24 protein-coding genes are annotated in these 25,541 nt (G+C 52.3%); 9 read left to right on the top strand and 15 right to left on the bottom strand.

The features are described 5' to 3' along the window. Window positions 1-291 precede the first annotated feature (291 nt). The 6 genes from M2108_RS00435 to M2108_RS00410 all read right to left on the bottom strand — a co-directional run bounded on the left by M2108_RS00435 (window position 292) and on the right by M2108_RS00410 (window position 6,067). Window positions 292-849 (bottom strand): outer spore coat protein CotE, encoded by a 558-nt coding sequence (locus tag M2108_RS00435; RefSeq protein ID WP_277469067.1) that lies wholly within the window; start codon window positions 847-849, stop codon window positions 292-294. A gap of 291 nt (window positions 850-1,140) precedes the next feature. Continuing rightward, window positions 1,141-2,232 carry an HD-GYP domain-containing protein gene (locus M2108_RS00430; protein WP_277469066.1) on the bottom strand — a complete coding sequence of 364 codons (1,092 nt, stop codon included), beginning with the start codon at window positions 2,230-2,232 and terminating at the stop codon, window positions 1,141-1,143. A 109-nt stretch (window positions 2,233-2,341) separates the two neighbouring features. Then, the gene (locus M2108_RS00425) at window positions 2,342-3,328 is read right to left on the bottom strand and encodes an aromatic acid exporter family protein (protein ID WP_277469065.1); all 987 of its coding nucleotides are present in this window, start codon (window positions 3,326-3,328) and stop codon (window positions 2,342-2,344) included. 94 nt (window positions 3,329-3,422) lie between these two features. Then, entirely contained in the window at window positions 3,423-4,235 is an 813-nt protein-coding gene (locus M2108_RS00420) for an ABC transporter permease (protein WP_277469261.1), read from the bottom strand. A 20-nt stretch (window positions 4,236-4,255) separates the two neighbouring features. After that, window positions 4,256-5,035: an ABC transporter ATP-binding protein gene (locus M2108_RS00415; RefSeq protein ID WP_277469064.1), complete on the bottom strand. Its 780-nt coding sequence runs from the start codon at window positions 5,033-5,035 to the stop codon at window positions 4,256-4,258. Window positions 5,036-5,044: 9 nt separating this feature from the next. Then, the gene (locus tag M2108_RS00410) at window positions 5,045-6,067 is read right to left on the bottom strand and encodes an ABC transporter substrate-binding protein (RefSeq protein ID WP_277469063.1); all 1,023 of its coding nucleotides are present in this window, start codon (window positions 6,065-6,067) and stop codon (window positions 5,045-5,047) included. Between the two features lie 371 nt (window positions 6,068-6,438). On the opposite strand from M2108_RS00410, the gene M2108_RS00405 reads away from it, so the two are divergent. Then, the gene (locus M2108_RS00405; RefSeq protein ID WP_277469062.1) at window positions 6,439-8,172 is read left to right on the top strand and encodes an alpha-amylase family glycosyl hydrolase; all 1,734 of its coding nucleotides are present in this window, start codon (window positions 6,439-6,441) and stop codon (window positions 8,170-8,172) included. Here the strand turns inward: M2108_RS00405 and M2108_RS00400 are convergent. Next, on the bottom strand, window positions 8,159-8,833 hold the full coding sequence (locus tag M2108_RS00400) for a hypothetical protein (protein WP_277469061.1): 675 nt from the start codon (window positions 8,831-8,833) through the stop codon (window positions 8,159-8,161). The two genes, M2108_RS00405 and M2108_RS00400, sit on opposite strands and share 14 nt — an antisense overlap. 171 nt (window positions 8,834-9,004) lie before the next feature. Here M2108_RS00400 and M2108_RS00395 point away from each other — a divergent pair, with 171 nt between their 5' ends. Continuing rightward, window positions 9,005-9,244, top strand: coding sequence for a hypothetical protein (locus tag M2108_RS00395; protein ID WP_039873859.1), 240 nt, complete (start codon window positions 9,005-9,007; stop codon window positions 9,242-9,244). Between the two features lie 160 nt (window positions 9,245-9,404). Here M2108_RS00395 and M2108_RS00390 read toward each other — a convergent pair whose 3' ends face one another. Further along, on the bottom strand, window positions 9,405-9,542 hold the full coding sequence (locus M2108_RS00390; RefSeq protein ID WP_277469060.1) for a hypothetical protein: 138 nt from the start codon (window positions 9,540-9,542) through the stop codon (window positions 9,405-9,407). A 327-nt stretch (window positions 9,543-9,869) separates the two neighbouring features. On the opposite strand from M2108_RS00390, the gene M2108_RS00385 reads away from it, so the two are divergent. Next, window positions 9,870-10,496 (top strand): FMN-dependent NADH-azoreductase, encoded by a 627-nt coding sequence (locus M2108_RS00385; protein WP_039873862.1) that lies wholly within the window; start codon window positions 9,870-9,872, stop codon window positions 10,494-10,496. Window positions 10,497-10,793: 297 nt separating this feature from the next. Here the strand turns inward: M2108_RS00385 and rsgA are convergent, their stop codons facing one another. The 4 genes from rsgA to M2108_RS00365 all read right to left on the bottom strand — a co-directional run bounded on the left by rsgA (window position 10,794) and on the right by M2108_RS00365 (window position 14,433). Next, the gene (gene rsgA / locus M2108_RS00380; RefSeq protein ID WP_277469059.1) at window positions 10,794-11,891 is read right to left on the bottom strand and encodes a ribosome small subunit-dependent GTPase A; all 1,098 of its coding nucleotides are present in this window, start codon (window positions 11,889-11,891) and stop codon (window positions 10,794-10,796) included. Window positions 11,892-12,419: 528 nt separating this feature from the next. Continuing rightward, window positions 12,420-13,091, bottom strand: a complete 672-nt coding sequence (locus M2108_RS00375) for an HAD family hydrolase (protein WP_277469058.1) — start codon at window positions 13,089-13,091, stop codon at window positions 12,420-12,422. A 148-nt stretch (window positions 13,092-13,239) separates the two neighbouring features. Next, the gene (locus tag M2108_RS00370; RefSeq protein ID WP_277469057.1) at window positions 13,240-13,695 is read right to left on the bottom strand and encodes a DUF3939 domain-containing protein; all 456 of its coding nucleotides are present in this window, start codon (window positions 13,693-13,695) and stop codon (window positions 13,240-13,242) included. 138 nt (window positions 13,696-13,833) lie between these two features. Beyond that, window positions 13,834-14,433: a DUF2087 domain-containing protein gene (locus M2108_RS00365; protein ID WP_068720883.1), complete on the bottom strand. Its 600-nt coding sequence runs from the start codon at window positions 14,431-14,433 to the stop codon at window positions 13,834-13,836. Between the two features lie 192 nt (window positions 14,434-14,625). Between M2108_RS00365 and M2108_RS00360 the strand changes: the two genes are divergently transcribed. Both M2108_RS00360 and M2108_RS00355 read left to right on the top strand, forming a co-directional pair. Further along, window positions 14,626-15,609, top strand: a complete 984-nt coding sequence (locus M2108_RS00360) for a YpdA family putative bacillithiol disulfide reductase (protein ID WP_277469056.1) — start codon at window positions 14,626-14,628, stop codon at window positions 15,607-15,609. A 20-nt stretch (window positions 15,610-15,629) separates the two neighbouring features. Then, the gene (locus M2108_RS00355) at window positions 15,630-16,073 is read left to right on the top strand and encodes a DUF441 domain-containing protein (RefSeq protein ID WP_090713652.1); all 444 of its coding nucleotides are present in this window, start codon (window positions 15,630-15,632) and stop codon (window positions 16,071-16,073) included. Window positions 16,074-16,271: 198 nt separating this feature from the next. Here the strand turns inward: M2108_RS00355 and M2108_RS00350 are convergent, their stop codons facing one another. After that, window positions 16,272-18,020 carry an ABC transporter ATP-binding protein gene (locus M2108_RS00350; protein ID WP_277469055.1) on the bottom strand — a complete coding sequence of 583 codons (1,749 nt, stop codon included), beginning with the start codon at window positions 18,018-18,020 and terminating at the stop codon, window positions 16,272-16,274. Between the two features lie 125 nt (window positions 18,021-18,145). Between M2108_RS00350 and M2108_RS00345 the strand changes: the two genes are divergently transcribed. Continuing rightward, the gene (locus M2108_RS00345) at window positions 18,146-18,661 is read left to right on the top strand and encodes an ADP-heptose synthase (RefSeq protein WP_090713648.1); all 516 of its coding nucleotides are present in this window, start codon (window positions 18,146-18,148) and stop codon (window positions 18,659-18,661) included. Window positions 18,662-18,790: 129 nt separating this feature from the next. Here M2108_RS00345 and M2108_RS00340 read toward each other — a convergent pair whose 3' ends face one another. Continuing rightward, window positions 18,791-19,108: a HesB/YadR/YfhF family protein gene (locus M2108_RS00340; protein WP_277469260.1), complete on the bottom strand. Its 318-nt coding sequence runs from the start codon at window positions 19,106-19,108 to the stop codon at window positions 18,791-18,793. 526 nt (window positions 19,109-19,634) lie between these two features. Here M2108_RS00340 and M2108_RS00335 point away from each other — a divergent pair. The 3 genes from M2108_RS00335 (at window position 19,635) to M2108_RS00325 (ending at window position 24,948) form a co-directional block, all read left to right on the top strand. After that, the gene (locus M2108_RS00335) at window positions 19,635-21,383 is read left to right on the top strand and encodes an ABC transporter ATP-binding protein (RefSeq protein WP_277469054.1); all 1,749 of its coding nucleotides are present in this window, start codon (window positions 19,635-19,637) and stop codon (window positions 21,381-21,383) included. 80 nt (window positions 21,384-21,463) lie between these two features. Next, complete coding sequence (locus M2108_RS00330) at window positions 21,464-23,551, top strand: ABC transporter ATP-binding protein (protein WP_277469053.1); 2,088 nt, start codon at window positions 21,464-21,466, stop codon at window positions 23,549-23,551. Between the two features lie 113 nt (window positions 23,552-23,664). Continuing rightward, on the top strand, window positions 23,665-24,948 hold the full coding sequence (locus M2108_RS00325; RefSeq protein ID WP_277469052.1) for a winged helix-turn-helix domain-containing protein: 1,284 nt from the start codon (window positions 23,665-23,667) through the stop codon (window positions 24,946-24,948). 91 nt (window positions 24,949-25,039) lie between these two features. Here the strand turns inward: M2108_RS00325 and M2108_RS00320 are convergent, their stop codons facing one another. After that, complete coding sequence (locus M2108_RS00320; RefSeq protein WP_277469051.1) at window positions 25,040-25,507, bottom strand: hypothetical protein; 468 nt, start codon at window positions 25,505-25,507, stop codon at window positions 25,040-25,042. Between the last annotated feature and the right edge of the window lie 34 nt (window positions 25,508-25,541).

Below are 25,541 nucleotides of genomic sequence, written 5' to 3'. Positions count from 1 at the left end.
GCAACAAGCGCACCTTATGAAGTACCACACCAGACTGCTCTATTTTTTAAAAAGTATCCGTAAGTCTAGCTTAAATTTGTACTTTTCCTGTTCGGCAGTGGCTTGTATTTCAGATTAAGTCCCTGGCTTCCCCCTGCACTTATGTCCGCATTCCCACTGTACCTTTCCCGCATCCGCACCCCTGCAGCCAAAATAAAATTAAAAAAGGAGGGCGTTCGCCCTCTCGCCGCCGCCCCCGCTACATATAATGGACTATAACCCACCGGTAATCAGCGGCGGCGCCCTCCTTCCTTACAGCTCATCATCCAGGGCGTCAGGGTCCAGATCATCATAGTCGAAGCTCTCGCCTTCGAAATCATAATCCTTGTCTTCCAGATCGTCGGCCTGATCACTGACGTACACGCGGACCTTGGTCTCAGCCACCAGTTCCGCCTCAAACTCGCGTTCCACGCGGAGCGTCACACTGCCGCCGCCTGGCGATACACCCGCTTCTACACAGTTGGGTTCCTGCGTTGCCTCCGCAGAGACTTGGGCCGTGGAAGCGCGGTGTCTCGGGTCCAGGTATGACAGCGGGATAAGCTCAACATAGGAGACTGTTTCTTTGGCTACCTCAGTCTGCTTGTTTTTGTCATACGAGTACCAGATGTTCACATCGTAAGTACCGATTACTTCAATTCCGTTTCCGGCGGCAACCGCTTCGTACTGGTGGTTAATGATCCAAGCCCCCAGAATACTAGTCGGATGATGTGGCGGAGTCACGGTATGGGTTGCGGTAGAGAACTTACGACCTTTGCCGCAGATTGCCTTCGTAATGATCTCCCTTGTTTGACGTTTATGGCTTAATGACATCTTTGAACCTCCTCCATACAATCATTCACTATCAAGTGTATGCACGTTCTGGGCATTTGTTGATTGTTAGAGTAGAAATAAATTTGGGTAAGCCCTCCACCCGTCCCGCTATAAGCTTCATAGTCCATTTTATTGTTAAAATCACCGCGTTATGATACATAGCCAGCCTGTGTCCCCGTAAAAAAACACCAGCTCCTCCGTTAACGGGTGAACTGGTGTTTTTGGGGTACATTATGCAATTGTACTTGCCTGCCGGCTCTATTAACCGAAAATGATCAATATACTCCCCTGCTATTGCGGAATAACCCGTACAATACCCAGATCCCGCTGCCTGCTGAGATCCACGAAATCCTCCCCGATGTTCACCAGCGGACGCAGCGGATCATGGGCGAGAATCAGGATGATTTTGCCGGTCCGTCCGTCAGTAAGCACGACATCATTGCCCAGCATGGACTGCATCAGCTTATTAATGAAGACTCTGCAAATATACGGGTCAAGCTTGCCGAACACGTCATCCTCCATCTGTCTGAGCACCTCGTACAGCGGCGCAGCCGGACGGTAGAGCCGTTCCGAGGTCATCGCATGGAAAATGTCCGCCACGGCGACGATTTTGCTGAAATCTGTAATCCGGTGCCCCAGTACCCCGAACGGATAGCCGCTGCCGTCCATCCGCTCATGATGCTGCAGCGCGACAAGTGCCTGCATGTGATTGGTACCTACCGTATCTCTTATCATCTCATAGCCGTAGGTGGTATGCTTCTTCATCAGTGCCGTTTCTTCCTCGTCCAGCGGACCGGTCTTGGTCAGAATCTCCGAAGGGATCATGATTTTGCCGATGTCGTGCAGCGTCGCGGCAATCGTCAGCATGCCCAGCTCCTCCGGCTTCAGCTTGAGCCACTTGCCAAGCAGCGTGGACAGGATACCCACCGCAACGTTATGCCTGTATGTATAGTCGTCCTTCGGCTGGAGTGCAGCCAGAATACCATAGAAATCGTTCTTCTCACTAACCTGCTGGATAAAAGGAATAACTTCATTTCTGAGCTCAATCATCGGTAAACGTTTGCTTTTGTTATAGCGGAGCTGTTCAAAAATACTCTCCATTGCTACAGTACACTCATCAACCGCAATCTGGTAAAAGGCGGCGCTGTCAACATGGACCACGTCCTGGGGCTCCAGCATAATCCTGTGCCGGGTGATCAGGCGGATATGATCATTGTTCAGCAGTGTCATAGCGGGCAGGACGAACACGCCCTTGTGATTAAAAAGATTGACTGCAAGCTGCTTGCCGAGATATTGTTCATTATTGATGTTTATTGTCCTCACCTGCCAGAGCAGAAATTCACATAAGCGAACAATCTGCAGTAATTGAACTTCTTCTCCCATGAACGGTGAGCGGCAAAAGAATTACCGGCTCACTTTTTGTGCTTACATTTCTTATCGTAATTTTACACGGTAATGTGAATACCTGTCACCTATTTCGTGTTATGTATGATCAGTCGCTCCGGCCCCGCAGCAGACGTTTTGCCGGCTTGATCTCGACCGGAACCTTATGCTGCTTGGCAATTTTCAGGTATAACGCCAGTTCCCGGCACACCTGCAGAATAGCTGAACGGACTTCAAATTCTTCACGGGTCGAAGGAAGCTCCATCTGCTGAAACTCCTGCTCGACGCCTGCCAGCAGCCGCTCCGTGCGCCCGGTATATTCTTCTGCCAGCACATCCCCGCTCAGCTGGTCGAACAGGTCGGCCACCATGTCGCCGTGCGGAAGCTGCCGGTAGACCTGGGAAAGAAGCTGCAGCATATTCTGAATCGATTCCAGCTGCTCCTTGCGCATATAGAAGTAGACATTCCAGGCCTCGTCCGGATGAATCACATGATTCTCAATCTCCCTGGTGGCTGCTGTAAGCCCGCGCTGGATAGCGGCGTTCGCCCCGATCAGCTCCTTACCGTCCCATATATAAGCAGGATCACGGAGTGTCGTGGCCATTTGTTTGAAAACAACCGAGAAATAGCCGTCCACTTCCTTGCGGATGCCGGAGATAACACCGGTGGTCTGCGGCATGTAGATCAGATTAACCAGACCGGCCGAGCCCAGTCCGATGATCAGCAGCTCAATCTGCTGCAACAGGACATGCAGGGTCAGCTCAGCTTGTCCGAACACGCGAAACACTATAACGGAGCTGGTGACGATCCCTTCCTTAAAGCCTGATTTGACGATCAGCGGAAAGCCGAACAGCACATACAGCCCCAGTACCCAGTAATGAAAACCCAGCACGGCAAATAAAGAGCAGCCGATAAGAAGGCCCACAAGCGAGGCGGAAAAACGGGCAATGATCGTGCGAAGACTCCTTTTCCGCGTTGTTTCCACCCCGAGAATGGCCAGCAGGCCGGCGCTTTGTGCATTCGGAATTCCCGCAGCGGCTGCCAGCAGTATAGACAGCAGCGTGGCGGCCGCTGTTTTGATAACCCTAAATCCCATGTAAATACCTCTCCTTGACTCTCTGCTTCAGGTTGCTTGTAAAGATATAGACATGGTACAGGATTTTTCAGGGAGACACAATATGACATAAAATTCACAGCCGTGACAGCAACAGCTTCTCCAGATAAACTACCAGCTGATACATTGCAGTAGCCACAGCGGCTATAATGAGCAGGCTGGACATCACCAGAGTGAAATTAAATACCTGAAAACCGTAAATGATCAGATAGCCGAGCCCGGATTTGGCCACCAGAAATTCACCGACAATCACCCCGACCCACGACATCCCGACATTTACCTTCAGTGTAGACACTATTGTGGGAAATGAGGCCGGTAGAATCACCTTGTTAAACTCCTGCACCCGTGATGCCCCGAAGGAACGCACCACCTTGACCAGGTTGGGATCAACGCTGCAGAAGCTGTTATAGACAACCAGCGTAGTGATTATTACGGTGATGGATAAGGTGGTAATGACAATCGCTGTAAAGCCGGCTCCGAACATCACGATAAAAATAGGACCGAGTGCCACCTTAGGCATACTGTTAAATACAACCATATAGGGATCAAGCACGGCTGATAAAAAAGGCGACCACCAGATGATGACCGCAAGCAATGTGCCAAGCAGTGTTCCCAGCACAAAGCCGATCGCCGTTTCCAAGGCCGTCATTCCCAGATGCGGCCACAGGCTGCCGCTGGCCATATCGTTCCAGATTTGCCGCAGCACCTTGGTCGGGTAGCTGAACAGCAGCTCATCGATCCAGCCCAGTCTTACCCCGGCCTCCCACAGGAAAAAGAACAGCACAAGCAGACTGGCCCGTACGGCCATGACCCGGCTGCTCCAGCGGCGCTTTTGCTTCTTATAGTCCTGGTGCTTCTGCTGCAGCCATTCCCCGCGGGAGTTTGGCATTTCGTTTAGCCCGTTCCTGTTCACTGTCCTTCCCTCCCTGCGAGCTCCATTTCCTTCCATAATTCATGAAAAAGCTCCGCAAACCCCTGCAGATCCCGTGCGTACAGCGGAGGCGTGCTGCGGATTTCCTCAGGCACCTCAAAAATTTTGCGGATCCGGCCGGGATTGGGCTGCAGCAAAATGACTCTGCTGCTGACCGCAATCGCTTCGGACAGGTCATGGGTAACCAGAACCGCTGTAGTCCCGCGCCGGCGCAAAGTTTCCGATACCAGGTCCTCCAGCTGCAGCTTGATCTGATAATCCAGCGCAGAGAACGGCTCATCCAGCAGGAGCAGCCCCGGATTTGTCGCAAGTGTGCGCACCAGGGCCACACGCTGGCGCATACCGCCGGACAATTGGGCCGGATAAGCCTTTTCTTTGCCGGCCAGGCCCATATCTGCCAGCAGGTCCACTGTTTTCTGCCGGGCTTCAGCAGTCAGGTTTCCGGTCAGCTCAAGTCCGAGCAGCGCATTGTCAAGGATGGTCCGCCAGGGGAACAGGTAGTCCTGCTGGAGCATATAGCCCACTTCAGGTGAAGGACCCTGGATCAGCCGGCCGCTGACCGACACCTCTCCGAGCGAAGGCTTGAGCAGCCCGGCGATGATCGACAGCAGGGTTGTTTTGCCGCAGCCGCTCGGTCCGACTAGGCTGACAAACTCCCCCTTTTCCACCTCCAGGCTCAGGTCCTCAATGGCAAGTGAAGCCTCACGGTCGCCCAGGTAAGCGTGCGTCACACCCTTCAATTGCACAACTGGCAGCATATCAGCCCCTCATTTCCCGGATGAAGTTTTAATTCCGGCTTCCGCCTTCTCGGCAAAGCTGTTGTCCACGATCGTTTCCAGCGGAATCCGTTCCTGCAGCTCGCCGGCGTGTTCAATGACATCCAGCAGATTGTTCCACTCTTTATCATCAATAACAGGATTTGCAGCATAGGTATCCTGCTCCTTGTAACGATTAATTGCAGAAATGACAATCCCCTGGTCGGTGTTCTCAAAATACGGCATAACCGCTTCTGCAATTTCCTCAGCGCTGTGCTCCTTCACCCACAGCTGGGCCCGCTGGACCGCATTGGTGAACTTTTGCACTGTATCGCCATTTTTGCTGATATAGCTTTGCTTGGACATGAAGACCGTATAAGGCAGATAGCCGCTCTCCACGCCGAACGAAGCTACGACTGCACCGCGCCCTTCACTTTCAAAGATCGAAGCCTGCGGCTCGAACAGCTGCACGTAATCTCCTGTTCCGGACGCAAATGCACCGGCAATATTGGCGAAATCAATATTTTGAATCAGCGTAAGATCTTTGCCCGCATCAATCCCCTTGTTATGCAGCGTAAATGCACCGGCCATCTGCGGCATACCGCCTGCCCGCTGCCCGAGGAACGTCGACCCTTTCAGCTGATCCCAGCTGAATTCACCTTCTGCCTTGCGGGCGAACAGGAAAGTACCGTCCCGCTGGGTAAGCTGGGCAAAATTGATCACAGGATCATCCGCTCCCTGCTGGGCTACATAAATCGAAGTCTCTGACCCGACAAGCGCCACATCTATGGCCCCTGAGAGCAGAGCGGTCATCGTCTTATCCCCGCCAGGAATGGTCTGCAGCTCCACATCCAGCCCCTCATCCTTGAAGAAGCCCTGCGATAATGCCACATACTCAGGCGCATAAAAGACAGAACGGGTTACTTCGCCGACTCTCACCTTTACTCCCGCCTGCTCTGTGCCGCAGCCGGCGAGCACTGAGAAGCACAAGACGAGAAGCAGCAGCGGCAAAGCCAGCTTTTTCTTGATTGTCATCCTTCATTCTCCTTTCTTCCCGGGTCTTTGGCCCTTACCTAAAGCATATGCGGGGGCCTATGTTTTGGTTAAAAGCATGAAGGAAAACCGTTTGCACTATCACTTCAGCAAAACATAGAAAGAAATTTGTTGAAATTAATGGATCATTCTGTTTAATAATGATGATAATCCGATTAATTAAGAGTAATTCTATGATTTGTAAAGATATCTGCTTGTAATTCAGCATAAATCATTATAAATAATTAATTTTAGCTGATTTAGGTAAGTGCAAACGTTTTACCAAAAGGGGCGATTGCACTACTATATTTAGTAAAGCGCTTACTGGATACATATTAATGAAGCAACACCATCAGAAAGGGGTTTATTTAAAGATGAAACAAGAGTTCAACCGGCTCCCGGGACGCCGTATCCTGCATTCCCTGGCCTTAACCGGACTTACCGCTGCACTGCTGGCCGGCTGCACGAATGACGGGAATTCCGCTGCCGGCAATAACGGAAGGGCTTCCACCGTCCCGGCTGCACAGACTTCACCTTCACCGGACGCCGGCACGGCACCGCTGAAATCTCAGCAGCCTGCTGCAGTTTCCCGTACTGCTATTGATGAGCAGCCATCCACAGTATTCTATGAAGTGTTCGTCCGTTCGTTTTATGATTCAGACGGCGACGGCATCGGTGATCTGCGCGGGCTTACAGGCAAGCTGGATTATTTGAATGACGGTGACCCTTCGACTGCAGATGATCTGGGGGTTGGAGGCATCTGGCTGATGCCGGTTAACCCTTCCCCCAGCTATCACGGGTATGATGTCACCGATTACCGCAGCATCAATCCCGATTACGGGACGCTTGAGGATATGCAGGAGCTGATCCGTGAAGCGCATAAGCGGGGAATTAAGGTGATCATGGATCTCGTTGTGAACCATACGTCCAGGGAGCATCCGTGGTTTGTGGAATCTGCCAAAAACGAGGACAGCAAGTACCGCGACTACTATGTCTGGGCTGAAGACCAGAACCGCCCTGTCAGCGGCATCAGTGCAGCCGGCAGCGGAAGCCCCTGGCATTCGGTGCTTGGCAGCCATTACATGGGCACCTTCTGGGACGGGATGCCCGATCTCAATTTCGATAATCCTGACGTGCGCAATGAAATGAAGGACATCGGAAAGTTCTGGCTGGAGCAGGGTGTCGACGGCTTCCGCCTGGATGCAGCCAAACATATTTATGAGGATCTTGTAACGGATAAGAGTACGGAAACGACCGCCAAAAATGTAGCCTGGTGGCAGGAATTCCGCCAGGCCATGAACGAGGTTAACCCGCAGGCCTATATTGTGGGGGAGGTTTGGGAGAACTCCGCCGTATCCGTAGGCGCTTATCTGGATCAGGCCTTTGATTCCGGCTTTAACTTCGGGCTGGCCGAGACGCTGGTGAACTCCGCCAAGACGGAAAAGGACAGCGGGGCAGCATTCACACTGGAGCGTACTTACAGGCTATATTCGCAGATTTCTGAGGGCCGTTTTACAGATGCAGTCTTCTTGACCAATCATGACCAGGACAGGGTAATGAGCCAGCTTGAGGGCAATCCGGACCATGCCAGAATGGCTGCCGCAATGCTGCTTACGCTGCCGGGCAATCCGTTTATTTATTACGGGGAAGAGATCGGCATGTTAGGACGCAAACCGGATGAAGGAATCCGTGAGCCGATGCAGTGGTCTGCGGACAGTGGCAGTGCCGGCCAGACAACCTGGGAAGCGGTCACTAACAACAAGGGGAATTCCGGAGGAAATGTGGAGAGCCAGCTCAGCAGCACCGGCTCACTGCTGGACTGGTACCGTCAGCTAATTGCCCTGCGCAGCCAGGTACCCGCGCTCCAGAACGGTGATATAAGGGACTATGCTTCCGGGAATGACGGTGTCATGGCATTTGAACGTGTAACAGCCGAACAGCAGGTGCTCGTTATGCTTAATCTGACAGGCAGCAGTCAGACCGTTACCCTGAAGCAGGGAACGAATGACAAAGGATATACAAACATCATCAAAGCTGTTCCGGAGGAAGCAGCATATAGCGGAGCTGAACTTACCCTTCCGCCCTATTCTGCTGTTATTCTGGATTAACTGCATGCGAGGCATGCAGCATCCATTCATATAATGCCAAGCAGACCTCCGCCTTGCTCGCGGGTATGGCAACAATCCAATCTTCTGCGGATTCGCAGCTCATCCGGAGCAGCCAGCCGCCGGAGGCATCTTCTATGTATCCGGCGTGCTGGAAAATCCAGCTGTCCGTGCTGCGGGAACAGAGCCTGAGCTCACCGTCAGCCGTCCGGTATTTAAGAACTCTTGCCAGCTGGGCCGAACGAAGGAGGTCTCCTGTCTCGGCATTCAGGCACTCGGCCAAAGTGAACAGCGTGTAGGTTTCCGCCTGGGCTTTCAGTTCCTCGAACCTGCTTCTGGACATCTGCAGGGCGGGGACATCTGAACAGGGGATCCCTTCCATCTGCTCAGGGCAGTTGAACAAATAAAAGCATGCCCGCTTCACCTTTGCAGGCTCTGTAAGCTCATAGCCGAAGGGATCCTCCTCCTGAATGCTGGAGATGATAGTCCGTTCCTTGAATACCTGCACACAGAGATCCTGGGTATGCTCTCCTTCACAATATTTCAGCCGGCATATTCGTTCTGCAGAACCCGCCATTTGCAGCAAACCGGATACTTCCTTTCCGTGCGGCGGCGCTTCAGGAAACAGAAAACGCGCTAAATATACCATTTCATCTTTATTCACAGTCCAATTTCCTTCCCGGATTCCCAGGAAATCAGGAATCGCCCAGCAGTAAAAAACTCGAATCTACCAAACTTGCAATCTTTATGTTATCATAAGCTAATTTTAAGGTAAAATTAAGAAATGCCGGGTATGATCATAGCATGAAATACTTTTAGCGAGGTGATTTCGATTATGAGAATGCTCATCACATTTCAGAACAAGTCTGTACCGGTATATTTCACCACTGAAAACAAACAGCCTACCCAAAAGGTACTCCGAATTTTGAATAATACACTGGAGCTCAAGATCCAGAAGGGCAAAAGCGCTCTGCAGAAATGTTTGAATTCACTTATCAGTATCGAAATAAAAGGCTCAGAAGCTATATTGCACAGTTACAGTGAAAATGATTCACTCGCACTATCCCTCTACTAGCAGAGGGATTGTTTTTTTGTACAAAAAGAAACGGATACCATCCTTAAGAGATGGTATCCGTTTCTGCGAGGTTACAAAAAAAAAGCACGCTCTTTCGCCTGAAAAGAAGATGCTCTGCGCTATATGTCGGGCCGAATAGCTGTAGGTAAGCGGCAGGTTTTTAACCTGTCCGGCGGTTTTTATTTTCTTCTTTCTCCGCCTTTTGGATGCGCAGCTTGAACAACTTTACTAAATTGATGCGTGTCTGTTCTTCGTGACAGCTGTCCAGTTTTTTAATGATAAAACGGTCAATGGACATGTCAATCGCTCCTTTGTGATTATCTTTTACCGTTAATGGACCCAGGAAATCATTTCCTGCCTCCCTTGTATCACCTATATAACCGGGTCCCCGGAAGCTCAAACGCTTCTATTTTCTGGTGAAAAAGCTTGTCGAAACGACTTTACTACATATTGAGCCTCAGGTCCGGTTATGCTGTTATCCATCAGGAGATATGGTAGCCGTGCAATTCCAAGGCATTTGCTGTCGCTTAAATTTATTTTTCTTTCGACGGATATTTACAAACTAAATATTCAATGCTATATTAAATATAGTAAGTATTAAATATATATTTAAGGAGAAATCATAATGTCTAATGTACTTTTCATCAAAGCAAACAACCGCCCTGCTGAACAAGCTGTAAGTGTTCAACTTTACAACGCATTCCTTGCAAGCTACAAAGAGTCCCACCCGGAAGATCAGGTAACTGAACTGGATCTGTTCGCTGAAGAGCTTCCTTACTACGACAACACCCTGATCACTGGTATCTATAAAGCTGCCCAGGGCTTTGAAGCTACTCCTGAAGAAGCTGCCGGCGCAGCACTGGTTAAGAAATATCTGGACCAATTTGTTGCAGCTGATAAAGTTGTATTCGGCTTCCCGCTCTGGAACATGACTGTTCCTGCTGTTCTGCACACTTACATCGACTACGTGAACCAGGCTGGTACTGCATTCAAATACACAGCTGAAGGTCCTGTAGGCCTGCTTACCGGCAAAAAAGCGGCTGTCCTGAACGCAAGAGGCGGCATCTACTCCACTGGTCCTGCAGCAAACGCTGAAATGGCTGTTAACTTCATCGTGAACAACCTGAGCTTCTGGGGCTTCCAGGATATCACACAGGTGATCATCGAAGGCCACAACCAGAACCCGCAAGAGTCAGCTAACATCATTGCAAAAGGTCTGGAAGAAGCTAAATCCGCTGCTGCATCGTTCTAATACAGCACCAGCATTAAAGGTCCGGCCCGCAGTATAGATATTCGCAAGAAGATCAGGCATCGGTTTTACTCAGCATCCGGACTTTTATTCATATATAGCAGAGGCACAGCCCTTCCCCGGGCTGTGCCTCTGCAGCATAAAGCCCCCCACAAAGTGAGGCTTTTACATGGAAGCTGATACAGGTACTTTGCGGGGACCCCGAATATATCCTTATAAAAAAATGCCATCAGGGCGCCTGAGCAGACAGCTGCAGGGCATCCTAATGGCTTTTTTTATGTTAGAATTGCAAGTTCAGGATCAATACTCCTCAAGCTGCCGCTCCCATGACGTTTTCCGCGGCCGTGGGGCACTGGTTTTGCCGGCAGAAGCAACAGCCTTCCGCTTCTGTCTCTGCTCTTTGCTGCTTTGAAAGCGCAGCTCCTTCTGTGTCTTGCGGTAGTTCATAAGCCGCTTCTCCTCCAGCAGGCCCGAGGATACAGCCGCCAGCACGGCGCAGTCCTCCTCGCGCTCATGACTGCAGTCGCTGTAGCGGCATTCTGCCGCCAGGCTGCTTATATCGCCAAAGGCAAGGTCAAGCCCGCCCTCATCCTCCCACAGCTGCAGCTCGCGCATCCCGGGGGTATCCACGATTATCCCGCCTTCAGGCAGCACGAACATTTCCCGGTGCGTCGTTGTATGCCGCCCGCGGCTGTCGCCCTCTCTGACGTCCTGGGTCAGCTGGAGGTTTTGGCCGCTGAGCCAGTTGACCATCGTTGACTTACCGCAGCCGGAGGAGCCAGTCAGGGCCACCGTCTGCCCGCTGCGGATATACGGCAGCAGCTCTTCACGGCCGTCACCGAGCAGGGCGCTGACCGCATGTACCGGTACGCCGGGGGCAGCCCGCTCCATCTCCGCTATTCTGGTATCCGCATCCGGACACAGATCGGCCTTGGTCAGCAGAACAACCGGATTCGCTCCGCTATTCCAGGCCATAATCAGATACCGCTCCATCCGCCGTACATTGAAATCGTCGTTCAAGGCACTGACCAGAAACAATGTATCTACATTGGATGCGACAATCTGCTCTGCCTGCGTATTTCCCGCTACCTTACGCGAAATAACACTTTGACGGGGCAGCAGTCCATGAATAACAGCATGCTCTCCCCCATCCTGCATAGCTAAAGCGACCCAGTCACCGATGGCCGGCAGCTCGCCCGAATCTGTAACGGAATGCCGGAGCTTCCCGGACAGCTCACCCCAGGTTTCGCCTGCATCAGTCATGACCCGGTATTTGCTGCCAAAATCCCCTGTGATCCGGCCGGGAACACGCTTGTTCCTTGCCTGCTCCTGATTCTGAATAATCCCGTTCCATTTTACTTGCCACTTTTCATTCCATCCGTATTGTTCAATAATCATTGTAATGTTATTGCCTCCTGGTATTTGGTTTATTTATCCACTCACATTGTCCGGGAACACAAAAAGCCGCCGGAACCTAACGTTCCGGCGGCGGATTGGATCACAGACCTCACCTGCTACTACAAGGCAGGACTGCGATCAAATCATATACAGAAAGCTGCGGTCTTCCCGGGTAAGGAAGAACCGCATATTTCTGTGCGCGATCCGGGCATACCAAATACGGTACGATCCGTATTCAATAACGCTGACCGCGCAAAAAAGCCGCCGGAACACATACGGTCCCGGACGGCTCTAAAAGGCACTCTAAGAGCTTACCTGCTAAGCTGCATCACACTTGCTGCGCAGCCGCTGTTCCCGGAAGACACGTATCTACAACAGTTGTTACCGATAATGAACGTGCTGTATAAACTGTCATATTACATCGTCTCCTTCTTGGTTAATATGCTGTAACTATAAACGTCCCGGCTGCGCATTGTCAACGCCGCACCCCGGTAAAGTATTTTTTATAAATAAAGTCTACCTGAAACTCTAGATGATTTCCTTCAGCTCAGCCAGCTCATTAATGGTTCTCCAAGGCTGCACATCCAGACGGTCGTCCCAGGGGTGATTCCGCTTCAGCCAGACGGTGTCCATTCCCGCCTTGCCGGCACCCCAGATATCATTGACCGGATGATCGCCGATGAACAGGGTCTGCTCTGCAGAGGTACCCATACGCTCCAGCGCCAGCTTGTATATGGCCTGATCAGGCTTGCTGATTCCGGCTTCACCCGAAATCACAATCGCCTTAAAATAGCCGCGTAACCCGAGCAGATCAATTTTACCGTCCTGCAGATCCTTTTTACCGTTGGTTACGAGTCCAAGGATATAGCCCCTCTCCCGGCAGTAGTCCAGTATTTCTACCGCATCCTTCATAGTCGCCCCGTGGCTGGAATAGTTTGTATCATAATACGCCCGTATGTCCGACGCACTTACCGGTGTCCGCCAGGGCAGTGCTTCGCTCAGCTCGGCAAAAAATCCGTCCTTATCCCGGTAGCCGTCGGCATCCCGCACAATCATATCCTCGACAACCCGCTTAGCCTCTTCCTCCGGCAGATGGCCCAGGTAATCCTTTACAAACCGGGTACTGAAGCTGCGGAACGTATAGTCCCGGTCCATCAGCGTGTTGTCCAGATCAAACAGCAATGCCTGTTTTGTTCTCATCTTGATTAAATCTCCTTATCCGCTTAAATGTCAGAGGTTAATTGTACTATGTATGTCCGGACAAAGAAAAGACTGCCCTGCAGAAAAGAAGCTTTATCCTCCTTTACTGCTGAACAGCCTGCTGACGTCATATAAATGGATAATCCGGTTATTCAAAATGCTCCGCACGGTGGGTCAGCATCATCTCTTCTTCCGTAATGTACAGCGGAAACGGCGGGGTCTCCGTCAGATAACGTTCCGAATGGAGCAGACGGTAGTGGACCTCCGGCAGCCAGGCATCCTCGATTAGCGGCAGCTTGCCGGTATCGCTGATATAATTATCCACCGCAGATTGAACCAGATCTAGATAGTAAGGCACCAGCTTGTCAGTTTCCTCAAAAATTTCGTAGGTTTCACGGGACATATAGAATTTCTGCTGGGGAACCCCGCCCAAATAACGTTTCAGCCTGGACATATCGATGCTTTTATCCTCCATAATCAGTACAGTGCGGTTGACTGAGGCAGGCATATCTTCTTCGAATTGCCTTACAGCCTGCTTGATCTGCGGCAAGGTGACAGTGATCGGCTCAGGGATTGTATTTTTTTTGGCGCGTTTGAATATCATACTGAAAGTCTCCTTTCGAAGTATATGTCAGATAACGCTTACAATTCCAGTTTATTCACTTTTCTAACCTTTAATCAGCAGTGCATTTATTTGTCACAGAATCTCCGTAATTATAAGAGCATTAAGTGACAAATTGCATTATTTCACGTTCTCCCAGCGCGTCCACATTTCCGGCGGGTTCAGTTCATATTTGTCATGCTCGCGGTACATGAACTGATGCATGATGAATTCACGGCGGATCGTGGCGTAATCGTCATGGTATTGCTTGATGAACTCGTTCATCTCTTTCTCGCTGTAGACCGTTCCCGGGGTCAGCTTCTCCGCCATGTACTGCAGGGCAATCAGCTTCTTCTTGTATTGGGCCGGGATCTGGCGCAGCCTTCCGTCTTTGGCAAAAAAGTTACGCAGCACCGATTCCTTCAGGCTGTTCTCCGGTGACTGCTCCTCCATCTCCTGCGTGCCTTTGGAAAAAATAAAGCTCAAGGAAGCCTCGGAGCCTGCTCTGATAAACTCGGGATTAAGTCTGAAGTAAACGGTGTTCTTGTCCCGCCGCTCTGTAATCATTGCAGCTTCCCGCAGCTTCGCGGCATGATGCGTTACAGTCGGCTGTGACAGGTTGAGCCGTTCCGCCAGCGCCTGGCCGTGAATCTCCTCTCCTCTGGACAACAGCAATAATATGCGTAATCTCGTCGGATCGGACAAGGCCTTATGGTAATTAACAATTTTATCAAGCTGCATGGGGTCACGCTCCTGTAGCAAATATAAGCTGGGATGAAAAGGAATAATGTTTAGATGTATATCTAATTATATCAAATTTGAGGATATCCGGCAACCGCAGCAGCTGATCTTTTACGCAAGGATTGGCGTTAAATTAAAAATTAAGGTAACATTTAGAGACAGAACTTATCCACCAGGAGGTCGCAAGTCATTATGAAAGACGTTATTATTATCGGCGCCGGTCCCTGCGGGCTGTCAGCGGCAATTGAATGCCAGCGCCAGGGGCTGTCGAGCCTGATTATTGAGAAAAATTTTATCGTGCACTCCATTTATCTGTATCCGACCAGCATGCAGTTCTTCAGCACAACCGCGCTGCTCGAAATTGGCGGTGTTCCCTTCACCTCACCCAATGACAAGCCGTTTCGTCATGAAGCCCTGGTCTATTACCGGCGGGCAGCGGAGCAGCACGGTCTTGAGATTGCAGCGTATGAAGAAGCGCTGAGCGTGGAACGGAATGAAGACGGCAGCTTTACTGTACATACTGTCAACAAACGCGGAGAACGCCAGAGCCGGCAGGCTGCACATGTCGTTATTTCAACCGGCTATTTCGACCAGCCGAATATGATCGGCATTCCGGGCGAGGAGCTGCCCAAGGTAACGCATTACTTTGGCGAGGCCCATCCGTATACCGGGATGAGGGTAACGGTTATCGGGGGAAGCAATTCCGCAGTGGACGCGGCACTGGAGCTGATCCGTGTCGGTGCCGCGGTAGATATGGTCTACCGCGGGGCAAGCATTTCCGACAATATCAAGCCGTGGGTGCGGCCAATTTTTGAGAGCATGGTAACAAAAGGCCTTATCACGCTTCATCTGGAATCACGGGTCACTGAGATTACTCCATCCTCGGTCATCGTAACCGGGAACAGCGGGGAGACTAGCGAGCTGGACAATGATTTTGTGCTGGCGATGACCGGCTTCCGTCCGAGCAGGGCGCTGCTGTCATCCGCTGGTGTGCAGATGGACGATGAGCTGGACAAACCGTCATTCAACCCTTCAACGATGGAGAGCAATATACCGGGCCTCTATGTAGCAGGGGTTATCGCCTCCGGCCGCAACGCCAATGAGGTATTCATCGAGACCGGACGCGGTCACGGCAAGCTGATTGCAGACCATATCGTTTCACAAAAGCTCAAATAAGACAAGGAGTGCCCGTCTACATGGATATCACCTCCCTGCTGTTGCTTGGCCTGGCCGCGCTTGGCATTATCAGCAGCAATTCTCCGGTTACTATCGCGATGGTTGTACTGCTGCTGCTCAGGGTACTGGGACTGCAGCAGACTTTTCCGTGGCTGGAAAAGCACGGCCTGACGCTCGGTATCATCATCCTGACAATCGGGGTGATGACTCCGCTGGCCAGCGGCAAAATCTCGCTGAACACGGTCTGGCAGTCCTTCTTCCACTGGAAATCGCTGGCCGCCATCGGCATCGGCATGCTGGTCGCTTATCTCGGCGGCCGCGGCGCCGTGCTGATGGGCAGCCAGCCGACGGTTGTCGCCGGTCTCCTGATCGGCACTGTGCTTGGCGTCGCCCTGTTCAAGGGTGTCCCCGTCGGTCCGCTGATTGCCGCGGGTCTTCTGTCTTTGATTATCGGGAGGGGATAATCGCTTTGCTGTACTCCGCCGCATGAAAAGGCTGGCATCATCCGCAGGAATATGCGGGTTATGCCAGCCTTTATATTTCCCTCTGATGCCGGTGCCATGGCCCCGTTTATTCATCACTCTCTGCCTTAAATGGCGCCGTCTCCGTCTACGCGATACTGCAACGGCTTCCTCTGAGAAGGAAGCCGTTAATTAATTTGCTTATCCATCCAGCCGCTGCACATTGAACAGACGGGCATAGCTGCCACCCTGCAGCATGAGCTCTTCATGAGTGCCGCGCTCGGTAATCGCACCGTTTTCCAGTACGATAATCTGGTCCGCATGGGTGATAGTGGACAATCGGTGGGCGACAATCAGCGTCGTGCGCTCAGAGGCCAGGGATTGCAGAGACTGCTGGATGAGATGCTCTGACTCCAGATCCAGCGCAGACGTAGCCTCATCCAGAATCAGCACCTTCGGATCTTTGAGGAAGACCCTGGCAATCGCGACGCGCTGCTTCTGGCCGCCTGAGAGCTTCACTCCTCGCTCACCGACCTCGGTGTCATACCCCTCAGGCAGCTGCATGATGAAATCATGGGCACTCGCAGCCTGCGCAGCGGCAACAACCTCCGCCTCACCGGCATCCGGGTTACCGAACAGAATATTGTCACGCACCGAACCGCTGAACAGGAAGTTATCCTGCAGCACCATGCCTACCGTCCGCCGCAGGCTCTCCTGGGTCAGTCCTCGGATGTCCTGTCCGTCCATTAGCAGACGTCCTTCACTGATATCATAGAAACGCGGAATCAAGCTGATGAGGGAAGATTTCCCGCCCCCGCTCATACCGACAAATGCAACTGTCTGTCCCGGGCTGATGCTAAGATTTATCTCTTTCAGCACCCATTCGTTGTCCTCCCTGTACTTAAACCACACATGGTCAAATTCGATGGCTCCGGCCGCATCCTGAAGCGGCTTGGCACCGGGCCGGTCAGCAATATCATAAGGCTCATCCAGCAGCTCCATAACCCGCTCCAGCGAAGCAGAAGCCTGGGTCAATACGGTGGAGGAGTTGATCAGCCGCCGCAGCGGCGCATACATCCGGTCCAGGTAGCCGAAAAAGGCAACAAAGGTGCCGAGCGTCAGATTGCCGCGGATGACCTCATAGCCGCCATACCCGATCACGAGCAGCGGGGCCAGGTCGGTCAAGGTATTAATGATGGCGAAGGTAACCGCGTTCCAGCGGGTATGAGCCAGCGCTTTTTCCAGAAACTTGCCGTTGATGCCCTCGAACTGCTTCTGATCGACCTTTTCCATCGTAAAGCTGCGGATGATGGCAATCCCCTGAATCCGTTCATGCAGATAGCCTTGTATGGCTGCCAGTGCCTGTGATCTATCCTTGGTCAGTACTTTTAAACGCTTGTAAAGTGTGTTAACGGCAATGCCGTACAGCGGCAGAACCGCAATCGAGACGAGCGCCAGCACCGGATTGAGATAGAACATGAACCCCAGCGCAAAAATCAGCGTGAACATATCGAGCCACACGTTCATCATCCCGACCTCGACCAGGTTTTTGGACTGCTCCACATCGTTGATGAACCTGGAGATCGCTTCGCCCACCTTCGTATTCTGATAATACCGCAGGGACAGGCGCTGCAGATGGCTGTACAGCTTGTTGCGCATATCGAACAGCACTTTGCTCGTAATCAGCTGGGCAAAATATTGGCGGTAGTACTCCACCGGCCCCCTGATTACAACAAACAGCAGAAATGCGCCGCCAAGTACATAAAACAGCTTCGAGATGCGCTCCGCTACAGTCAGCGCTGAGGGTGTAAGCAGATCATCGACCACATATTTCATAATCATCGGGAGAGTCAGCGGGATGCTGAACTTGATCATACCGATAAAGAGCGTCAGCACAATCCATTTCATATAAGGCCTAACAAAGGTATAATACGCTTTCCATTGCTTCACAGAACGTTACGCCCTTTCTTTTTTTATACCGCTCTGGGTACTGTTGACATTTGAGGCTTACAGTGTTTTTATATTTCTTAGGTACATAAGTGCGAGTGCAGTACCGGAACTTCAGGAGGATAATGATGTCTAGACAATTTGTGACGGAAGCGGTCATGATGGCCATATACGGCCAGCTACTCGTACCGCAAAGCCCTGTGGAATATATCGTGCCCTATACAACGGTTATGGAACTGTATGAGCTGCGGGACAGCGATGAGCCGCTGATGAACCGGGCCGACGATGACCAGCACGTCAAAAGCAAAATACGTGAGCTGATTGCCTATTTCGAGGAGCCGCTCAATTCCAAGAAGATCAACCGCTGCCTGTCCGTACCCTGGGCGAAAAGCTCCGGCATTCTGCTCGGTGAACGGGCGCAGGTTACGATTATCAACAGCGTTGACAACGCAGCCTACGGGGAGGCCTTTGATCCGATTGAGACAGAGCTGCTGCTGACCTCCGTCCGGGAAAAAGTACCCGTACTGACCGACCAGTTCGAGCTGATCCAGCGCATCATCGAAGGCGGAATCCCGGTACAGGTATATGACATCGATGATTTTGAGTTTGCGATGGAGGAAGAGACCTTCCGCAGCTCGCAATAAAGCGGTTATCTATATTTACCAGCCACTGCACAAAAAGCCCCTGCCGCCCGGCAGAGGCTTTTTGTGCAGGCTGCCATTCAGCAAACTGCAGCTGGCTCCAGCCCGCCCGCCTATTTCAGGCAGCAGGAGTTACTCCTTAGCCTGACCGGCCGCGCTCAGCGGCTGATAAACATACTCGATATCGTCCTCAGCAGCCACATGGATAATGGACAGGCTGTAGCCCTCCATGTACCAGAGATCCTGCTCCTCCATATAAAAAATCAGGCCTTCCTGCTCCGCCTTTACTGCAGGACGCGCGGGTGGCTCCGTAGCGATACCCAGTGAAAATCCGGGATGCAGTCCCCCGCCCGAGCTGTAACGCGGAAATAAACGAATAGAATCCCCGGCCTGCAGGTTAAGCTCCTTCTTGAACCACCCAGCGGCTTCCGGACTAATTGTCATATCCATTTCTGTTAGTGCACCTCCGTTTCCTTTTATCATACTATAAGCCGGCGGTATTCCAAATCAGCCGTTCCTTATCTATGATACTCCGTCTTCGCAAATTGTTCAAAATTCTATTTGACATTGTTCAGAGACTGATGATAAACTCTGAACATACGAAGCGTCTTGAAGTAATTACCAAAAATGAGCGAAAGGGTGATCTCGGTGTTGACTATTGTACCAGTTGATTTTAAATTTTTTGTCGGCAACTACACACAACCTCATACCGAAGCAGCCCGAATAGTGGAAACCTGCTGAATCAAGTACATCCACCGTACTTGAATTTAGCCAGGCAAGTCTCTTCCATGTCTTCTGTGCTGCGCTAAAGCACCGTGGACATGATTATCACTGTATCTTACAGGCATATCATCCGTTTAACGGAGGGTATGCCTTTTTGCATGCTGTTAATAGACATCCGCTATTTTCATCATCATTCAAAGACACATTCACAAACCGACAACTACACCCCAAACACGAAAGGAAGCGATTCCCCTTGTTCTCCGTACTCCGTGATCTTGGCTGGTTTTTCCGCCGGGAGAAAAGGCGATATTCTATCGGCCTGATTTTGTTAATTGTAGTAGGTGTATTAGAGCTGCTGCCCCCCCGTCTGCTTGGCAACGCCATCGACGAAATTGTCCGAGGCTCCATCACCACAGGGTCACTGCTGAAGTACATCGGTGCAATCATCGTGATGATGCTGATTATTTACTGGATCACTTATGTCTGGATGCATAAGCTGTTCGGCGGCTCCAACCTGGTCGAGCGGCTGCTGCGTTCCCGGTTCATGAACCATCTGATGACGATGACCCCCTCTTTCTTTGAAAAAAACCGCACCGGCGACCTGATGGCCCGCGCCACCAATGATATCCGCGCCGTGGCGACCACCGTCGGCTTCGGAATGCTGACGCTTGTGGACTCCACTGTCTATCTGAGTGTCGTCCTGCTGGCAATGGGCTTTCTGGTCAGCTGGAAGCTGACGCTTGCTGCGGTGCTGCCGCTGCCGCTGATTGCAATCGCGATGATTTTCTACGGCAAAGCGATTCACGACCGTTACAGTCTGGCCCAGGATGCCTTCGGGGATATGAATGACCAGGTGCTGGAATCCGTATCCGGTATACGCGTTATCCGCGCTTACGTGCAGGAGCGGCTGGACGAAAAGCGTTTTGCCGACATTACTGAAGATGTGTACCGCAAAAATATGGCGGTTGCCCGTGTAGATGCCTTTTTTGAACCGACCATCCGTTTCTGTGTAGGCCTCAGCTATATCATTGCACTTACATATGGAATTTATCTCGTATTCCGTAATCAGATTACACTGGGTGACCTTGTCTCCTTCAATATGTATTTGGGGATGATCGTCTGGCCGATGTTCGCCATCGGCGAGCTGATCAACATCATGCAGCGCGGCGGCGCTTCGCTGGAGCGGATCGACGAAACAACGAATACCCGCCCGGATGTGGCGGATGTGGCCAGCCCGGTAGCGGTAGCCCAGCCAACCCGCATCGATTTCAAGGATGTAACGTTCCGTTATCCTACCTCCACCATTGATAATCTGAGCGGAGTCAGCTTCTCCCTGTCCCAGGGCCAGACACTGGGGGTAGTCGGACGCACCGGCAGCGGCAAATCCACGCTGCTGAAGCAGCTGCTTCATGAATACCCAACCGGCAAGGGTGATATCCGGATTGCTGATGTCCCCATTGAGAGCATTGCCCTCGACCAGTTACACAGCTGGATGGGCTACGTTCCGCAGGAGCAGATTCTGTTCTCCAAATCGGTCCGTGAGAACATCCAGTTCGGCTATGACAAGGCCAGTGATGAACGCATTATGCAGGCCATTACGGCCGCAGCGTTCCAGAACGACCTCGGCACCTTATCCGACGGCCTGGATACATTGGTCGGCGAACGCGGCGTTTCTCTCTCCGGGGGCCAGAAGCAGCGCGTCTCGATCTCCAGAGCTTTTATCGCGAACCCTGACATTCTGATTCTCGACGATGCCCTGTCAGCCGTTGACGCACGCACCGAAGCCCGGATCATTGAGAATATCCGCGAGGAGCGCGCCGGCAAAACGACTCTGATCTCCACCCACCGCCTCTCTGCCGTCGAGCACGCCGATTTGATTCTGGTGCTGGATAACGGGCATATTATTGAGCGCGGCACTCACCAGGAATTACTGGAGATGAACGGCTGGTACCGTGAGCAGTTTGACCGCCAGCAGGTGGAGAACAACCTGAGCGGTGAATAAACGCGGAGGCCGGTTGGCTTAACCATTATTTTAACCTGATTTTTCACCGGGACTTAACAACCCTTTAGGAGGTGTCACCGTTGACACAGAGTACAGGCAAACGCCTGCTGCAGTATGCACTGACTGCCAAAAAAACCTTTATCGCAGCCCTTCTGCTGCTTACCATCGGCGTGGCCGCCGAGCTGGCCGGCCCGTTTATCGCCAAAAATATGATCGACAACCATCTGCTCGGCATCGAGCAGCCCTACTTCCAGACAGCGTCCTCTGATGAGGCCGCTGAATACAACAACAATTATTACAAACGCGGCGACCGCTTTGCCGAGGGTGAAGCCAAGGGCCCCGAGGTCCGGCTGCTGCAGTCGGGCAGAAGCTTCTATTTCATTAATGAAGCAGTTGCCCAGGCAGAAGGCGAACGGACGTTTAAAGACGGGACACTTGAGATCAAATACGGGGATGAAATCACCGCCTACCCGGCCGTGAAGCTGTCCGCAGAGGAAGTGTTTGCTTTTTACAAGCCGGAATTTCCCGGGATTTATGAGCTGGTAGGACTGTATGCGTTCTTCCTGGTCATCTCGATTCTGGCCGAATTCGGCAAAACCTACTGGCTGCAGTCGTCAGCCAACCAGGTCATCCGCAAGCTGCGGACCGATGTATACGGTCATATCCAGCGGCTGCCGGTGCACTTTTTTGACAATTTGCCTGCGGGCAAGGTCGTCTCCCGGGTCACCAATGATACAGAAGCCGTCAAGGATCTGTTCATAGCCGTGCTGTCCAACTTTTTCACCGGGATTATCAATATCACCGGCGTGTACATTGCGCTGTTCCTGCTCGATGTGAAGCTTGGCCTGATCAGCTTGTTCATCGTGCCTATTATCATTCTCTGGATCGTGCTGTACAGGAAAGTGGCAACCAAATACAATACAATCATCCGCTCGCGTCTAAGTGAGATCAATGCCATTATCAATGAATCCATCCAGGGGATGTCGATCATCCGGATTTTCCGCCGCCAGAAGCAGAGCCGCGCCGAATTCGAGCATCTGAACGACGATTATATGAAGTATCAGAACAAAATGCTGAACCTGAACGCGCTGACCTCGCACAATCTGGTGAATACGCTGCGTAATCTCTCCTTTGTACTGGTGCTGTGGTACTTCGGCTTCGGCAGCCTTGGCGGATCTACCTTTGTATCACTGGGCGTGCTGTATGCCTTTGTCGATGTACTGGGACGGATGTTCCAGCCGATTACCGGGATGGTGAACCAGCTGGCTAACCTGGACAGCTCAATGGTCTCCGCAGGCCGTGTCTTTACCCTGATGGATGAACCGGGCGAAGCTGTGACGGACGGCTCGATGCCGCGTTACAAGGGCAAGGTGGAATTCAACAACGTGTCCTTTGCCTACAAAAAAGATTTCGTGCTGAAGGACATCTCCTTCGAGGCGTGTCCGGGCGAGACAGTAGCTCTGGTCGGGCACACCGGCTCAGGCAAAAGCTCGATCATCAATCTGCTGTTCCGCTTCTATGACCCGCAGCGCGGGAGCATTACCATTGACGGCCAGGAGGTCACCTCCATTCCCAAGCAGTGGCTGCGCAGCCATATGGGGATCGTACTGCAGGACCCTTATCTCTTCACCGGCACTATCGCGTCCAACGTCAGCCTTGGCGATGAACGGATCAGCCGGGAGCGCGTGGAACGCGCACTGCGTGAGGTCGGGGCGGATAAGCTGCTGGCCCACCTGCCGCAGGGCTTCGACGAGCCTGTAGTGGAAAAAGGCAGTACGCTGTCCGCCGGACAGCGCCAGCTGATCTCCTTCGCACGGGCGCTCTCGTTCGACCCGGCGATTCTCATTCTGGATGAAGCCACCTCCAATATCGATACGGAAACGGAGAGCCTTATCCAGGAAGCGCTGGAGGTGCTGAAGAAAGGCCGGACTACCTTCATCATCGCCCACCGCTTATCGACGATCCGCAGTGCAGACCAGATTCTCGTGCTGCATCACGGCGAGATTGTGGAGCGCGGCAGCCACGAGGAGCTGATGGCGCTGGAAGGCCGCTACTACCGGATGTACCAGCTGCAGCTTGGAGCGGGTGCTACACAGGCTGCTGATGCTGATGCTGCTATGCCGGCTAAGCCCGCAGCTGTTCTGCAGCCTTCGCTGAAGCACAGCTAAAGAATTAAATACGACCCCTGGCGGTGCTTAGGCTGCCAGGGGTTTTCTGTACTTGAACACAGAACATTCGTTCGATATAATGAAAAATAATACATAAGAACGGGGTGGTAACAATGATTACCTATTCACTCGGCAAGCAGCAGGCCAGGCGGTTTCTGCTGTGGCACCAAAGACTCGTTCCCGGTATGCTGCCGGGCGGAAAAACGGGGATTGTTCAGTATGTCCGCCATGTCGGCTGCATTCAGTATGACCCGCTCAGCATTGCCGGGCACAATCACGAGCTGGTGCTCCAGGCGCGGATCCCGGATTTTGTTCCCGCCATGGCGAATGAGCTGCTGTACACGGACCGGTTGCTGATTGACGGCTGGGACAAGAACATGTCCATCTATTGCACAGAGGACTGGCCGTATTTCAGCCGCCGGCGGGAGGCCGCAGCAGCAAGGCATAATGGTGATGAGCAGCTGATGCAGACGATCCAGCAGGTGCGGGAAGCCCTTGAAGCCCGGGGCCCGCTCTCCTCGCTTGATCTGGAAGGCAAGGAGAAGATGAACTGGGCTTGGGCTCCGGCCAGAGTGACCCGCGCTGCGCTGGAAACGATGTATTTCCGGGGTGAAGTGTCCGTCCACCACCGGGTGCATACCCGCCGTTATTACGATTTCACAGCCAGGCTGCTGCCGGAGCATCTGCTTAGTGCCGGGGAGCCGAACCCGCTGGAGGAGCAGTACCACGACTGGTATGTGCTGCGGCGGATCGGCAGCCTTGGCCTGCAGTGGAACAAATCGAGTGACGGCTGGCTGGGCATTTCCGGGTTAAAGAGCAAGGAAAGGACGGCTGCTGTGGAACGGCTGCTGCGAAATGACCGCATCCGTGAGGTGCGTGTAGAGGATGTGAAGCTGCCGCTGTATATGCGGACGGCGGATGTTCCCGGACTTGAGGCCGTACTGGCCGGGGATACTTCGGACGGGGGCGGTTCTGCAGAGGTTGCGGAGCAAGACGGATTCGCCGCTGTGCTCGCTCCGCTCGATAATCTCCTGTGGGACAGGGAGCTGATCCGCCAGCTGTTTGGCTTCCAGTACCGCTGGGAGGTGTACAAGCCGGCTGCAGAGCGGGAATACGGCTATTATGTACTGCCTCTTCTATACGGCGACCGGTTTATTGCCCGGCTGGAGCCGGTCACGAACAAGAAAACCGGAGTCCTGAACATACTCCGCTGGTGGTGGGAGCCCGGCGAAGCCCTGACCGCCGGAATAATCCCGGCACTTGCCGGCGCAGTCGCCAGTCTGGCTCGCTGCAACAGAGCCGGCAGCGTCGCTTTTTCTCCGGAGACCATCCGGACAGGCGGACTCGGGCTGCTGGAGGAGGCTGTCCACAATCTGTGCAATAGCAGGACTGATTAATATATGAGCATCATAACAACCGCAAAAGACTCACAATACACAGGAAATGCTGTGTATTGTGAGTCTTTACTGATAGCCTTGCCCGCCTGTTCTATTCAACGAACTGCTCCTCTTCCAGCCCCAGCTTGGCATACATTTCCGTGCAGTATCCCTGCAGTTTGATTTCCAGTCTGCTGGCCTTATTCTTGAACCGTTTCAGCTCGCGGATCATATGCGCCCTGCCTGCCGGAGTAAAGGTCTCCTGGATGCGCTCCTTGAAATAATCGTGGACAATATGATTACGCTGCTTCCATACAGCCTGCAGCTGATTCGTCTCTTCTTCCGAGAAGGGAAAATGATGCTGGATTTCTTTGATGAGCTGGCCGAGTGAATTGCTGAGTTTGCGCTGATACAAATCAGCTAGATCTGCTTCTGTAGGCGTTTTTCCCTGAGACAGCTTTGTGAGCAGCAGCAGATTGGTCAGCTGCTGTTCCAAAGCCTGACAGTAATAGACTGCCAGTCCGAAATAAGCAAATAACTCTTTGGATTGCTCACTCTCCGGTATTTGTGTATCCTTCATCTTTCCTCCCGCTGTTCTCTCTTTATTGATCTAT

Source organism: Paenibacillus sp. PastM-3 (genome assembly GCF_029893965.1).
Lineage (GTDB): Bacteria > Bacillota > Bacilli > Paenibacillales > Paenibacillaceae > Paenibacillus_AQ.
Note: the sequence above shows the minus strand (reverse complement) of the source record. Positions and strands in the feature narration are given on the sequence as shown.